Source organism: Sutcliffiella rhizosphaerae (genome assembly GCF_917563925.1).
GTDB classification, from domain to species: Bacteria; Bacillota; Bacilli; order Bacillales; family Bacillaceae_I; genus Sutcliffiella_A; species Sutcliffiella_A rhizosphaerae.
The window spans coordinates 1-13,323 of record NZ_CAKJTJ010000040.1 but is presented as its reverse complement, the minus strand read 5'-3'; the positions used below and the strand labels follow the sequence as shown (position 1 = coordinate 13,323).

13 protein-coding genes and 1 pseudogene are annotated in these 13,323 nt (G+C 38.2%); 11 read left to right on the top strand and 3 right to left on the bottom strand.

Going from position 1 to position 13,323, the window contains the following annotated elements; all coding sequences use genetic code 11:
• The first annotated feature begins 18 nt into the window (after window positions 1-18).
• From LRP81_RS20210 to LRP81_RS20185, 6 genes are all read left to right on the top strand, one after another.
• Window positions 19-975 (top strand): carbohydrate ABC transporter permease, encoded by a 957-nt coding sequence (locus tag LRP81_RS20210; protein WP_230504528.1) that lies wholly within the window; start codon window positions 19-21, stop codon window positions 973-975.
• The gene (locus LRP81_RS20205; RefSeq protein ID WP_230504526.1) at window positions 975-1,802 is read left to right on the top strand and encodes a carbohydrate ABC transporter permease; all 828 of its coding nucleotides are present in this window, start codon (window positions 975-977) and stop codon (window positions 1,800-1,802) included. Before LRP81_RS20210 ends, LRP81_RS20205 begins: the two co-directional genes overlap by 1 nt.
• Before the next feature lie 112 nt (window positions 1,803-1,914).
• Window positions 1,915-3,195 (top strand): ABC transporter substrate-binding protein, encoded by a 1,281-nt coding sequence (locus LRP81_RS20200; RefSeq protein WP_230504525.1) that lies wholly within the window; start codon window positions 1,915-1,917, stop codon window positions 3,193-3,195.
• Between the two features lie 125 nt (window positions 3,196-3,320).
• Entirely contained in the window at window positions 3,321-5,114 is a 1,794-nt protein-coding gene (locus tag LRP81_RS20195) for a sensor histidine kinase (protein ID WP_230504523.1), read from the top strand.
• Window positions 5,092-5,850, top strand: coding sequence for a response regulator transcription factor (locus tag LRP81_RS20190; RefSeq protein ID WP_230504522.1), 759 nt, complete (start codon window positions 5,092-5,094; stop codon window positions 5,848-5,850). Before LRP81_RS20195 ends, LRP81_RS20190 begins: the two co-directional genes overlap by 23 nt.
• 19 nt (window positions 5,851-5,869) lie before the next feature.
• The gene (locus LRP81_RS20185; protein ID WP_230504521.1) at window positions 5,870-6,907 is read left to right on the top strand and encodes a Gfo/Idh/MocA family protein; all 1,038 of its coding nucleotides are present in this window, start codon (window positions 5,870-5,872) and stop codon (window positions 6,905-6,907) included.
• Window positions 6,908-6,977: 70 nt separating this feature from the next.
• On the opposite strand, the gene LRP81_RS20180 is transcribed toward LRP81_RS20185, so the two are convergent.
• The 3 genes from LRP81_RS20180 to LRP81_RS20170 all read right to left on the bottom strand — a co-directional run bounded on the left by LRP81_RS20180 (window position 6,978) and on the right by LRP81_RS20170 (window position 9,422).
• Entirely contained in the window at window positions 6,978-7,817 is an 840-nt protein-coding gene (locus tag LRP81_RS20180; protein WP_230504520.1) for a general stress protein, read from the bottom strand.
• A gap of 444 nt (window positions 7,818-8,261) precedes the next feature.
• Window positions 8,262-8,777, bottom strand: coding sequence for a hypothetical protein (locus tag LRP81_RS20175; RefSeq protein WP_230504519.1), 516 nt, complete (start codon window positions 8,775-8,777; stop codon window positions 8,262-8,264).
• A 219-nt stretch (window positions 8,778-8,996) separates the two neighbouring features.
• On the bottom strand, window positions 8,997-9,422 hold the full coding sequence (locus tag LRP81_RS20170) for a hypothetical protein (RefSeq protein ID WP_230504518.1): 426 nt from the start codon (window positions 9,420-9,422) through the stop codon (window positions 8,997-8,999).
• Between the two features lie 203 nt (window positions 9,423-9,625).
• Between LRP81_RS20170 and LRP81_RS20165 the strand changes: the two genes are divergently transcribed.
• From LRP81_RS20165 to LRP81_RS20150, 5 genes and pseudogenes are all read left to right on the top strand, one after another.
• Window positions 9,626-9,778, top strand: coding sequence for a hypothetical protein (locus LRP81_RS20165; protein WP_230504517.1), 153 nt, complete (start codon window positions 9,626-9,628; stop codon window positions 9,776-9,778).
• 155 nt (window positions 9,779-9,933) lie between these two features.
• A pseudogene (locus LRP81_RS23515) lies at window positions 9,934-10,068 on the top strand (SEC-C metal-binding domain-containing protein); the annotation flags it as partial.
• 15 nt (window positions 10,069-10,083) lie between these two features.
• Complete coding sequence (locus LRP81_RS20160) at window positions 10,084-11,055, top strand: hypothetical protein (protein ID WP_230504516.1); 972 nt, start codon at window positions 10,084-10,086, stop codon at window positions 11,053-11,055.
• Between the two features lie 589 nt (window positions 11,056-11,644).
• Window positions 11,645-12,580 carry a processed acidic surface protein gene (locus LRP81_RS20155; RefSeq protein ID WP_230504515.1) on the top strand — a complete coding sequence of 312 codons (936 nt, stop codon included), beginning with the start codon at window positions 11,645-11,647 and terminating at the stop codon, window positions 12,578-12,580.
• The gene (locus tag LRP81_RS20150; RefSeq protein WP_230504513.1) at window positions 12,577-13,143 is read left to right on the top strand and encodes a class D sortase; all 567 of its coding nucleotides are present in this window, start codon (window positions 12,577-12,579) and stop codon (window positions 13,141-13,143) included. The genes LRP81_RS20155 and LRP81_RS20150 overlap by 4 nt, the downstream gene beginning before the upstream one ends.
• Window positions 13,144-13,323: the final 180 nt, after the last annotated feature.

The window sequence follows — 13,323 nt, the reverse complement described above, 5'->3', positions numbered from 1 at the left end:
CGGGTGGTGTAGAGAAAGATGGAAACGAAAGTAGAGCCGATAGTAGAAAGTACATCAAATAGAATAAAGCTACAGGATGTCAAAGGGGATCCAAAAAGAAAAGCTAGGTTGAAAAGCATATTAACTTACGCAGCGTTTGTAGGTCCAGCACTTCTTTTTTTCATTGTTATCCAAATCATTCCGTTTTTAATGGGTGTATATTATTCTTTTACCTCTTGGAATGGAGTTAGTTCGGTTGTTGAGTGGGTTGGATTGGAGAATTATAAGAGAATATTCACAAATGATGATGTTTTCTTTAATTCGTTCATGTTTACAACGAAATTCATGTTTGCAGCAGTAATAATAAGCAACGTTATCGGGTTCGGACTAGCGCTACTGTTGAATGCAGCACTAAAAACGAAAAATATCCTCCGTACTGTTTTCTTTATTCCTAATGTCATCGGAGGACTATTACTAGGGTTTATCTGGCAGTTCATCTTTGTTAGAGGATTTGCCTCTGTTGGAGAATGGACTGGATTATCCTTTTTTAAACTACCATGGCTTGGTGATGAAACAACGGCATTTTGGGGAATTGTCATTGTTTTTGCTTGGCAAATCTCCGGTTATATGATGATAATTTATATTGCTGCCTTACAAGGTGTCGATAATTCTTTACTTGAAGCGGCCAGAATGGACGGTGCTTCTAATATTACCCTGATAACGAAAATTATCATTCCGTTAATTTTACCAGCGTTCACCATTTGTTTTTTCTTAACCATTGCAATGGCATTTAAAATATTCGACTTAAACTTAAGTTTAACTGGCGGTGGCCCATTCAATTCCACACAATCAGTGGCAATAAACATATATCAAGAAGCTTTCCAAAATAACCGTTACGGTTTAGGGACAGCAAAAGCAATTATCTTCTTTGTTGTAGTCGCAATTTTTACTACTTTCCAGGTGATGGCAACCAAGAAGCGGGAGGTGGAGGCATAATGGATCAAAAGTATACAAAGAGGATATTTTTGCTTGAAATAATAGGTATCCTACTTGGTCTCATATTCCTGATTCCTTTCTATTTTGTGTTAATTAATTCTGTAAAAAGCTTTAGTGAAATATTAATTGATGCTGCCGCACTACCAACTGAAATTCTTTTCAGCAACTATGTGAAAGTGTGGGAGATTATTACATTCCCACGTGCTTTCTGGAACTCACTCGTAATTACAGTACTGAGTAATATTGGGATTGTCATTATCAGTTCCATGGCAGCTTGGAAAATGGTACGGACACCAGGGAAATTTAGTAAAATAATATTTGTTTTAATTGTGTCCGCGATGGTTATTCCGTTTCAGACAGTTATGATTCCATTGATGAAGCTTGGAGGGGCACTTAACCTTATTAATAGCATCCCAGGTATCATCATTATGTACTTTGGTTTTGGAGTACCACTGTCACTATTTTTGTATCACGGTTTTGTAAAAACGGTCCCATTGGAAATTGAGGAGGCGGCAAGAATTGATGGCTGCAGCCAATTTGGAGTCTTTTGGAGAATTGTCTTTCCTCTTCTGAAGCCGATTACTGTGACAGTAGTCATTCTAAACACACTTTGGATTTGGAATGATTATCTACTACCATTGCTAGTTCTACAGGCACCTGAGCTAAGAACCATTCCACTTGCGACAAGCTCTTTCTTCGCACAATATACGAAGCAATGGGATATGGGACTGGCAGCGCTTGTACTTGGTATAACACCAATCATTGTGTTCTTCCTATTTTTACAAAAGCATATCATCAAAGGCATTGCAGCTGGTTCCGTAAAGTGATACAAGAGATTTAAAATTTTTCGTAAGTAATCTTTTGCATAGCTACAGCCCTAATAGTGGTCTATGTAAAATTACTATATAATTTTTAATCAAAAACAAGGGGGATTAACAAATGAAACGAATCGTACTGCTTTTATTATCGTTGTCATTGGTGGTTGGAATTTTCGCTGGCTGTTCCAGCAACAATACAACTGGCAACAGTAACAATAACAACTCTGGGGATGGAGATGTCGTCACATTAAATCTTTTTCAATTTAAAGTAGAAATTGCCGACCAAATGGCAGCTATGATTAAAGAATTTGAAGCAGAACATCCAAATATTAAAGTGAAGCTAGAAACAGTTGGTGGTGGTGCGGATTACAGTGCCGCACTAAAAGCTAAATTTGCTTCTGGAGAGCAACCAGATATTTTTAATAACGGTGGCTTTAAAGAACTTGAACTTTGGAAAGAGCATTTAACAGACCTTTCGGATGAGCCTTGGGCAGAGCATGTCCTTCCAATTGGGAAAGTGCCAATGACAGACCCAGATGATGGCAAGTTATATGGTATGCCAGTAAATCTTGAAGGTTATGGTTTTATCTATAATAAAGACCTTTTAGAGGAAGCTGGTATTACAGACCCTCCTAAAACAATCTCTGAATTAAAAGCTGCTGCTGAAAAATTGGATGCGGCAGGTATCACTTCATTCTCTGCTGGGTATGCAGAGTGGTGGGTTATCGGACAGCATTTATTAAACCTTGCATTTGCACAACAAGATGATCCGGAAGCATTCATTGCTGGACTTTATGATGGATCTGAAAAAATTGCTGGAAACAAAACATTTAAAGAATTTCAATCTGTGTTAGATACAGAAATCAATTTTGGAAATGCTAATCCGTTAACAACAGATTACAACACGCAAGTAACTCAATTTGCAAGCGGTAACACGGCGATGCTTCAACAAGGTAACTGGGTAGAAAATATGATTTATGAAATCAACCCGGATATGAACATGGGCTTCTTGCCGATCCCTGTGAATGATGATGCGGATGCAGACCGACTGCCAGTTGGTGTTCCAAACAACTGGGCAATCAATAATAAAACAAAGCATATGGAAGAAGCGAAAACATTCTTAAATTGGATGGTATCTTCTGATACTGGAAAACGTTTTATTACAGAAGAATTTGCGTTCATTCCTGCATTCGATAACATTGATCCAGAAGGTCTTGGTGATCTTGGTCAATCTATCCTTGAGTACTCTACACAAGAAAAGACAGTACCATGGACTTGGTTCATGTGGCCAGACGGTGCTAATAAAGAGAATGCAGCAACTATCCAAGAGTATGCTGCAGGCAGAATTGATTATGAAACCGTTCTGGAGAGATTCCAAACAACTTGGGATAACTTAAAATAAACGTACTTTAATGACAGTCATTTCGGATATCGAATTGAAAAATACTTTCATGGGAAGCATGTCTCTTTGCAGACATGCTTTTCTGTTATAATCAATACAAAAATAAAACGCTTTGGGGGTGGGTCATGTTCAGGAAAAGTATCCGTAATAAATTGATAGTGTTGCTGATGATTATTACGATTCTTCCTTTTGGCACATCCATTATTATTACATATTACCAAACGAAGGAAGCCTTCAAGGACCTTGTCGTTCAGGAGAACAGCAATCTTCTTTACCAAGGCAAGGTAAATCTCGAGAACTATTTAGGGGAGCTCAATAGTTTATCACTATCACTCTATAATAATCCAGATTTTATTAACTACATGCGTGCCCCAAATAAAGAAGATAACTATTTAACGATTGGAATAGTTCGGAATGTGCTACAAACCATCCTATATGCAGAAGATAACATTACTCGTGTCCAGATTTCTTTTGCTGAAGAAGATAGAGGCATCATCGCCTCTAAGCGATCTACCGTCGTCTTCTCAGAAAGGATAACAGACAAATACGAGAAAGAATATAAACGGGCAAAACTCAGTCCGTATAACTTCCACATCGACACTAGCCAGCTTCAACAGGGAAGTAATATGCTCTATGTCCACCGTGCCCTTACCAATGTTCCATCTAATAAAGTACTTGCTTACATCACGCTTGAGGTTGGGACAGAAAAAATATTGGAGCTTAGTGAAAATTTATTCAATAGGCAAACTGAAGAGCTGTTTATCCTATCTCCAACAGGGGATTTAATTTATAGCTCCAATCCGGTAGTTCTTCAGAACCGTGAAGAACAGCAGTGGATTGAGTCCATCATGAAGTCAGAAACGGAACAAGGCACAATGGAATGGGATAGTGGAGAGTTTCAAGGTGTTATGATGTTCGACCAGACAGAACTTGCAGCGGGTGGATGGATACTAGTCAAGCGTGTGCCGTATAACACATTATATGAGAACGCTTTTTCTGTAACTAAAATAAATATCTTGTTCGGTGTAATTGGCTTATCTCTCGTAATTTTAGCATCTTTAATTGTTTCTTTTAAAATAACCAATCCGATTCGCGTCTTGCTGCAAAATATTGAACAAGTAAAGGAAGGAAATATGAAAGTTGAATTTCCCTCGTTTGGAACAGACGAAATTGGAACTTTGGGGTACCGTTTTAAACAGATGGTAGAGAGGATTAACTTGCTAATAAACCGGGAGTATAAGCTGGAAATTGAAAATAAAAACAATCAACTGAAGGTTTTACAGTCCCAACTCAGCCCTCATTTTTTGTATAATGCGTTACAATCTATTGGAACCTTGGCATTAAAAAATAATGTTCCACAAATCTATAAGCTGCTTACGGACCTTTCCAAAATCATGCGTTACGGAATGAACATGGATGAGGATATGGTTTCTTTAAAAAGGGAGATTAACTATTTAAAAGCTTTTTTACTGTTACAAAAAGAACGATTTGGGGAAAATTTTGATTATTCCTTTCTTATAGAAGAACAGGCACAAACGATAAAAATTCCTAAAATGATCTTACAACCGATTGTAGAGAACTATTTTAAGCATGGCTTCGATACACGAAAAGGTGTTGGAAAAATTGAAATAATAGGTAAAATGAAAGTAGACTATCTTATTCTTGTAATCAAGGATAATGGGGCAGGGGTAAGTGAAGAGAGACTTAATGAAATATCCTGTCTTTTAAAAGAAGGTAAAGCATCACTAAAAGGCGAAGAAACAAATATCGGCTTGAGAAATATTCAAGCACGTTTACAGCTTTATTATCATCATTTAGCTGAGTTGAAAATGGAAAATCATAAAGAAGGTGGCTTTATGGTTACGATTAAGCTACCGCTGGATGTTGGGGGTGAGGATGCTGAAGGCAATCATCATTGATGACGAAAAGCACGTAAGGGAAGGACTTCAACTCTTAGGAAGTTGGATGGAATTCGGAATTGATACGGTGTTGGAGGCGAGAGATGGAGAGGAAGCCATCATGCTGATAAAAAAACATCGTCCAGAGATTATTTTCACCGATATGCAGATGCCAAAGCGGGATGGAATCAGTCTGTTAAAATGGATTGCTGAATCAGAGCTAGAAGCCATAACCATTGTGGTAAGTGGGCATGATGATTTCAAATACATGCGAAACGCAATTTATTATAAGAGCTTTGATTATATTTTAAAGCCAATTGATCCAGATTTGCTCCATGAAACGTTAGAGAGGGCTGTGGAAAAATGGAAAGAAGAGACCTTGCATAAAAGGTCTTCTGGCGATATGGAAACGATTCCGTTCTTATCTGATGTTCCTTCTTCTAATATGCAAAAGATAGCAGAATATTTAAGAGTCCATTACCAACAGGATATCACCCTTCAGGAAATGGCGGACCGTTTTTTCATGAGCAGGGAACATATTTCCCGAAAGTTTAAGCAGGAATATCAAGAAACCATTACAGATTATGTAACCCGAATCCGAATGGAAAAAGCGAAAGAGCTTCTGGCTAATCAAAGTCTTAAAATCTATGAGATTGCTTATCATATCGGATATCAAAATGAAAAATATTTTAGCAAAGTCTATAAAAAACTTTTTGGAATCACTCCCAATGAGTATCGAAATACGTTAATGAAATGACAACGATGAGGTGAAAAGAATGCGGAAAATTAAAATGGGTATTATCGGAGTAGGCGGAATTGCACAAAATCGTCATATTCCGACCTTTTTAAAAATGAAGGACAAGGTAGAAATAGTTGCTATAAGTGATGTAAATGAGGCAACGGCAAAGTCGGTAGGAGAAAGATTTGGAATTTCACAAGTTTATGCACACTATACAGATATGTTCCCAGAAGTAGATGCAGTGACCATCTGCACACCAAACAAGTTTCATGCGGAAATTTCTATAGGAGCACTTGAAGCTGGACTACATGTATTTTGTGAAAAACCAATGGCCATGCGTCCTGATGAATGTGAAGCAATGGTTGCGGCAGCAGAAAAATCAGGTAAGCTATTAGCCATCGCCTATCATTATCGTTTTATGAAAGAGTCAATCGCTGGTAAGCAGCTTGTTACGCAAGGAGACATCGGTCGCCCTATGGTTGCACGTGCAAAAGGAATCCGTCGTCGCAAAGTACCGGGTTGGGGTGTATTCACAAACAAAGAATTACAGGGTGGTGGAAGCTTAATAGATTATGGCTGCCACTTATTGGATCTATCCCTATGGCTTTTAGGTAATCCAAAGCCAGTGGAAGTAATGGGCACCTCTTACAATGAATTAAGTAAAATACCTGGTCAAGTGAACCAATGGGGGAGCTTTGATCATACAACATTTGAAGTGGATGATCATGTCACCGCTTATATTAAGTTTGAAAATGGAGCTTCGATGCTTTTTGAAACATCCTGGTCTGCCAATGTTAAAGGGGACGAAGAAGCTGTCAGCATTTCTGGTGTTGAAGGAGGAGTGGATTTGTTTCCTTTTCATTTCAACCAAGTTAAACATGGTATGCTCCTGAATTCGGAGGCTGACTGGCTTCCAGGTGAAGACGATCCAAGCCTGCCACAAGCACAGAATTTCATCAACAGTTGCTTAGGATTAGAAGAACTTGTAGTAAGGCCTGAACAAGCAATGCAAGTATCTTTCATCATTGATGCAATTTATCGCAGTAGTGAAACAGGTAAGAGCGTGAGTTTATAATAGGAGTTAAGTCACTACTCCAGCGCCTTGATCAGCCCCTCGATATCGGATTGATAAGGCGTTTTTCAAGTTATTCCTGTAATGGTTTGTTCCCTTGACCTGGGCTTTCATCACTTATTGTATCCTCCACCCTTAACGAACCATCCTTCATCACACGTTTATCATACACATCTTCCTCTTCAGATTGCGCCATCGAGAATGGTTGGCCATGGTGATAAAGTAACGCTTTTTCTACTTCTTTCTCGGAAGATTTCTCTGCATACCTTTTTCCATTGTTTGGTGTATCTTTATCATTTGTGACAGTGGCCTCATTGTGAACAGAGGTAATCTCTTCTTCGGCATATTGATTAGACGGATCACCTTCAAGTAGCTGTTCGTCAAGTGGAATATTTCCATCAATATGAGTATCAGGTAATGGGCGATTAACAGATGTTTGCTTGGAACTATCTTTATATTGTTCTTTAGGATTGGTTTTAAGATTTGGTTCAGCGTGTTCATCCTCTAGCAAGGCATGTTCTGATTTTGTTGAGGAAATGTGCTTCTGCTTAGAATGTGCATCAATCAAAATAAGAATTTTTCCTACTTTCACATCAAATTCATAACGATAGGCTTCCTCTTTGCTAATCCCTTGCTCCATTAAGGTGGTGGCTACACTTTTCGTCTCAGGAGTCAAAAGACTTTCCGCTTTAACAGGAGTACTTATAGATAGTTTATTTTGGTTTTCTGTATACATTTTCTTAGAATCACGAGTTATAGGACCTTCTCCCAATTGCTCAAGTACCCCGCGTCGGTCACGAATCACCCAAATCTCCTCTGACCGGTACCCTTCATTTTTTAACCAGTCCACTTTTTTCATAGCGTCTTCTTCCATTAGATAAGAACCAACCATTTCTTTTTGTTGTTTCTCCATGTCATGTCCTCCTTAAGAGTCCTATTTAGTCTTACACATACCCGGAATGGACGAAGGGGTAAACCAAACAAAAATGAACAACACCACAGTACTAGAAGCAGAGATGTCATTCATTTTGGATGGTTTAATATTCTTTTACTATAACAGTTGATAAAGTTGATTCAAAATCGAATCGCTGTATCCCTTGGGAAACTTGACTTTCTTTTCTTTTAATCAAACGTTTGTTTTAAAAAGGCTTTTTTCTAAAAGATTGTTGCTAGTAATCGGTAAAAAGTCGGGTTCTGGACTTTTTACGTGCATGTTCATTGAAAACTTACTGAAACTAAATGCAGGAAAAGAGCACGACAGTAACGATTATTACGAGTATCTAATAAAGTTCGTAAAAACAACAAAGATTGCGAAAACAGCCTTTTAAAAAAGCTATACTTCATATTGTTTTACACATTAATTAGGGGAGAAAGTGATTGCTGTCAGTGACCGATCCTGTAGCTCGACACTTTCTATATTCTGATTCGGTAAGGTAATATGATTCACTTCCAGCAAATAAGTATGCTTGCCTGGAAGAGGTACGATATCATTCCATGTGATTTTGGTTGTATTCATTATTGTTTTTTCGCAATCGGGTTGTCCAAGCTGATTAATCATTGCAAAGCTTTCACTTGTTATCGGAGTTGATTTCCTCATAAGATAATATTCTACAATAAAACTATAATGTTGTTCCCTACCTGTGAGAACAAAGGTTTCAATCATCGAGTCCAATTTTACCATCGTATTTGGGGAAAACGTCGTTACTTCAAGTTCAATAGCGTTTGTGGGAGTATCCGGGGGGATGGTCAACATTTCATCAGATTGGGTAAAAAAAAGTTTCGGTTGTTTTTCGTTTTCTTGGTTTGTTTTGGAGTCACAATCACACGGTACCCTACATCCGCAGCTCTTTCTCCATTCAAAATATAAAGACATTGTAAAATGCCTCCTTTAAACTGACTATTACTTTCATAACATATGCTTGTCAGAGTTGTTTGGAGAGGGTATGAGCCTTGAATATCACATTATTTTAGAAAATTATTGCTGCAAACTTGCCCCCCTTCCATCATTCCACTGAAAAAAAGCTTTATTTTCTTGAGGAAAAAAAATAGCCGCCACTTACTTCTAAGCAGCAGGCCAATTTCCTATTCATAATCAACCATACAATTCTTGATATATTATTGCCTTTAATGCAAGGAGCTCTTCATCTGTAAGCTTATGTTCAAATGTTTGAATTAGCTCCAACACTTCCCCTTCTGTCATTCCATTGGCCGCTTTCGATTGAATCTGTTGCATTTCTTGTAGGCTGAGCTTCTTCATAACGAGCCTTGTAGCCTCTTCTCTAGTTTGAATAGGAAGCTCAGTAAGATCAGCATTTGCCCCTTCTTGGATATACTCCTTTAATGCAGGGGAACTGTTAACATACTCTCTTGCAACTGCTAGATCGTTGTTTTGAACAAAATCGTTTTCTACATATTCTACTGCTTGATCTTCCAAATATTTATTTACTAAATAGTATCCAGTGAAACCAACCGCACCAAGGATAATAGTAGTGATAAACAATCTTTTCATGAATCTCATAGTAAACACCTCTTTCCCATCCAATATATAAAAGATGAACGGTCTTGGCAAATTTGATAATAGTTTTAGAGATTTTTTATAATTGATAAGATGTATTGACATATTTCTTGCTAATTCGGGAATATATATAAAATATTGCTTGATTTTTTGGGATAAAATAGTAAAATTGTATTATATTTTGAAAGTTTTAGGCGGGTGAAATCATGAATATGAAAGACTATAGCAATATTAATAGTAATGATGAAATTATAAAATTGCTCCAATACGCATATCAACAAGGTATCGAGAGAAAAGATATTTCAATGATGGAGCTTGTCGACGAAATGAAACAAAAATTGCAGGTATTGATAAAATAATAATTTAATAGACTACTACTGCACACTTCTTTTACAAAAAGGAGTGTGTTTTTTTGCTAATTTGTTAAATGAAATAGGAAAGTTGACTATTCACCTTAAAGTATAGACAATTTTTATGCCTTAAGCATAAGTTCTATATGACTTAGTATGGAAGTATGTTAGAATGGATTTCGTTGTCTATTTTGAATGAGTATCAAAAACGAAGAAAATATATATTAGGTGATTATATGATTGGAAGAAATGATCCCTGCTCATGCGGTAGTGGAAAAAAATATAAGAAATGCTGTGAAAAAAAGCAGGATAGTATGGAAAAAGTACTAGAATCTGAATTGGTGGGCTTACAAGTTGAAATTATGAGATATTCCTATGAAAAATATAGGGTTGAGCTTGAGTCGGTAAGTGCCAACTATATACATAAGTATTCGATGAATGAAATGAAGCAAGAAGCGTATGAAGAATTACTTCATTTATGGTATATTTTCACAGGTGAACGAGAAAATAATCAAACCATTTTTGAAGAGTTTCTTGTTGCAAATGAAAATAAATTTTCTCGTCCGCTAGTTAAAGAGTGGGCGCAAAGCTGGAAGGTGGCCACTCCTTCTATCTATAAAGTAGCGAATATTCGTGGTGAAGTCTATACGATGGAGGACTTCTTTACGAAGGAAAAAGTGAAAGTTACCTATATAGGTCGGGAAGACACTTTAAACAAAAACGAGCTAGTGGTAGGGATGTTTGTTCCTTACCAACAAGCAAACGTTGTATTTATGTCCACTTTTGAACGGGGAACGCTTGAAGCTATCCGAATAGAAGAAAAAATAGGGAGAATGTTGGAAGGCTTGGAATTGAACGCTTCTTACGTACGTGAAAACTTCCCACAATTAGCTGGTCAAGTTATTGAGTTTGAACTGAGTGAAGAAGACGTCCAAGACCTTCCAGTCCAAGATGAAGCACAAGGTCAAGTATTGGAACTATTTACAACAGTAGCCAAAAAAAGAGGCTATCCAGCAAAACTTCTAAGTTTTGCCCAAATGCTTTGGTCCATTTATTGCATGAAAGAAAGCCCGGGCATCCGAAATGTGCAAAACTATGCTGCAGCACTTCTATACTTTTTGGATACACACTTCATGAAAGAGCAGTTGGAGACCCAAAAAGGGCTTGCAGAGGAATTTGGGATTTCACCAGGTAGTGTTTCAACCACTTATCGAAAGTTAGACGACTTACTACAACCTGTCCTAGAAACATTTGCAGAAGATATTGCAGAAGCACTTAACACTTAAAGGATAAAAGCATCTACACCTCAAGTAATTTGAGGAGCTAGATGCTTTTTTGCTGTATTAATAAGTATAAGTTTTGACTTAAGTCAAAGTTTGTACGTCGCTGAACGGGCGCCTTCCGCATTTCGGATTGTCTAGCTCCAGCGCCTAGCCCCTCGAGGTCATAAGCCGAGTCGTCAAGAAGGTAAAACCCAACCTTCTCGCCGCCTCGTCTTATGCTTGTCGGGGCTGAACAAGGCGCTTCCGCTTTTCGGATTGTCCAGCTCCAGGCGCCAGCGACTATCAAACTTCCCTCGCCTCCTTGCGATAAGGCAACATCGAATCGCTAGCGCTCTTCGTGTTTTCTTTATCTCATACGGCTCAGTCCAGTTTGTACGTCGCTGAACGGGCGCCTTCCGCATTTCGGATTGTCTAGCTCCAGCGCCTAGCCCCTCGAGGTCATAAGCCGAGTCGTCAAGAAGGTAAAACCCAACCTTCTCGCCGCCTCGTCTTATGCTTGTCGGGACTGAACAAGGCGCTTCCGCATTTCGGTGTATAATTTTTCCTTTTTGGTACATCCTACTACCATATATGGTGAGGGAGGTTTGCCGATTTGAAACGTATAATATTGATGTCGTGTGTTTTCCTGGTGTTTTCGATGTGGGTATCCCTATTTCCTTTCCAAGTGGATGCTACTCCAAAAGAAAAGGAAGTCGATATTTATTTAGATGAGATAGGCTGGACTAGGGAGGATTTAAATAATTATTTTCGGTTTTATGAGGTGACGTTAGAGGATTTTCGAGATATCAACCATCTGCGAGAGGAACTTGGTACTCCTATCAATGAGGATAACTTGCATCGGATGCTAGTGCGTTATGATTTAACAAAAGAAGAGCTAGAGATCTTGCTATCTAAAGTTGGGGAAAAGGTTCAGGATTATACGTTTCTAGAGGATCTTGAGATTGCTGTAGACTTTTATATGACTCATGAAGAAGAGGTTGCAAGAGCAGAAGATTTCCTCGTATCCATGGGATTTAAAGAGGAAGAAGCCCAACAGATATTTGAACATATATTAAACCTTCCGAAAGACGTATTGGCAGAGGAATTAGAACGGTTAAAAGGAATGCTTGAAGAGGAACCGAATTCAGTAGAAAAGATTTTTGCACTGTGGTCTGAGTTTATGGACGTTTTTCATGTGAATGCTGACCTACATATTAATGATAATGGCCAAACAAGAATAACTCAAAATGAACTATTACAACCAGGGTGGCTAGAAGGAAAAGAAATACATTTAGACCTTTATAATAAAAGTGGTACTTTTTTAGCCTCAGCTGTGATGGACGAACAGATTGTCACACCTACTTATGTAAAAGAAACAGGAAGGGAATTAATTCATTTAGGCCAAGTAGGTGTAAGAATGAGTGATGAACTTTACCATAACCGTATGCCTGATACTGCTTCTTTTTATGGCGTTGCAATGCTAATGGGACTTAGTTTAATGGTAGGTGCCATTATTTTATATCAAAAGGATAATGGATTTTTAAGATGAAGCAGCATCTATTGAAATTAATGACTATCGTTTTGTTTATATCAGGGGCTGCTTTGTTTGTAGGAGGCGGCCTTTTGTATTGGAAAGGGTACTCAGCAATTGAAGAGAGAGCTAATGAAAAATTCCCAATTGAGAATGCGGGTATCGCTACTGATAAGTATGATCAAGGAGAGCAAATGGGTGACGTTTTTATTCCCCGCCTGAAGGAAGCTATCCCCATTTTCCATGGAGTTTCTGAGGATGAATTACAAAAAGGGGTAGGGTTTGTGCCGAAAAGCCACATGCCTGGTGAAGGAGGGCATATCGTACTTTCTGGTCATCGAGATACAGTATTCCGGAGATTGGGAGAATTGGAGATTGAGGATAAAATCATACTCGAATTCCAAGAGGGTACGTTTACCTACAAGATCAATACTATTCAAATTGTAGATAAAGAAGATAGAAGTATCTTGGTGCCAAAACCCCGAGAGGAATTAACGATTCTAACTTGCTATCCATTCCGCTATATTGGGAGTGCTCCTGAACGATATGTTATTAAAGCAATACCACTAGAAAGGAGTTAATCATTCCGGTTAAGCATATTCGCTCTGGAAACAAGCAAATGTGTTCGCAAAAAGAAAATGAGGCTGGGACAAAACTAAAGAACACAAACAAAAAGACGAACAATATAATGGCCGACAATAAATACCGCTATTGATTTCCGTGCAAGACTTCGCTTTCCGCGGGTGACCCGCGAGCCTCCT

Bases quoted from the DNA above. Each gene is read 5' to 3' on its own strand.
- LRP81_RS20210 (WP_230504528.1), top strand. From the start codon at position 19: ATGGAAACGAAAGTAGAGCCGATAGTAGAAAGTACATCAAATAGAATA.
- LRP81_RS20205 (WP_230504526.1), top strand. From the start codon at position 975: ATGGATCAAAAGTATACAAAGAGGATATTTTTGCTTGAAATAATAGGT.
- LRP81_RS20200 (WP_230504525.1), top strand. From the start codon at position 1,915: ATGAAACGAATCGTACTGCTTTTATTATCGTTGTCATTGGTGGTTGGA.
- LRP81_RS20195 (WP_230504523.1), top strand. From the start codon at position 3,321: ATGTTCAGGAAAAGTATCCGTAATAAATTGATAGTGTTGCTGATGATT.
- LRP81_RS20190 (WP_230504522.1), top strand. From the start codon at position 5,092: ATGCTGAAGGCAATCATCATTGATGACGAAAAGCACGTAAGGGAAGGA.
- LRP81_RS20185 (WP_230504521.1), top strand. From the start codon at position 5,870: ATGCGGAAAATTAAAATGGGTATTATCGGAGTAGGCGGAATTGCACAA.
- LRP81_RS20180 (WP_230504520.1), bottom strand. From the start codon at position 7,817: ATGGAGAAACAACAAAAAGAAATGGTTGGTTCTTATCTAATGGAAGAA.
- LRP81_RS20175 (WP_230504519.1), bottom strand. From the start codon at position 8,777: ATGTCTTTATATTTTGAATGGAGAAAGAGCTGCGGATGTAGGGTACCG.
- LRP81_RS20170 (WP_230504518.1), bottom strand. From the start codon at position 9,422: ATGAGATTCATGAAAAGATTGTTTATCACTACTATTATCCTTGGTGCG.
- LRP81_RS20165 (WP_230504517.1), top strand. From the start codon at position 9,626: ATGAATATGAAAGACTATAGCAATATTAATAGTAATGATGAAATTATA.
- LRP81_RS20160 (WP_230504516.1), top strand. From the start codon at position 10,084: ATGGAAAAAGTACTAGAATCTGAATTGGTGGGCTTACAAGTTGAAATT.
- LRP81_RS20150 (WP_230504513.1), top strand. From the start codon at position 12,577: ATGAAGCAGCATCTATTGAAATTAATGACTATCGTTTTGTTTATATCA.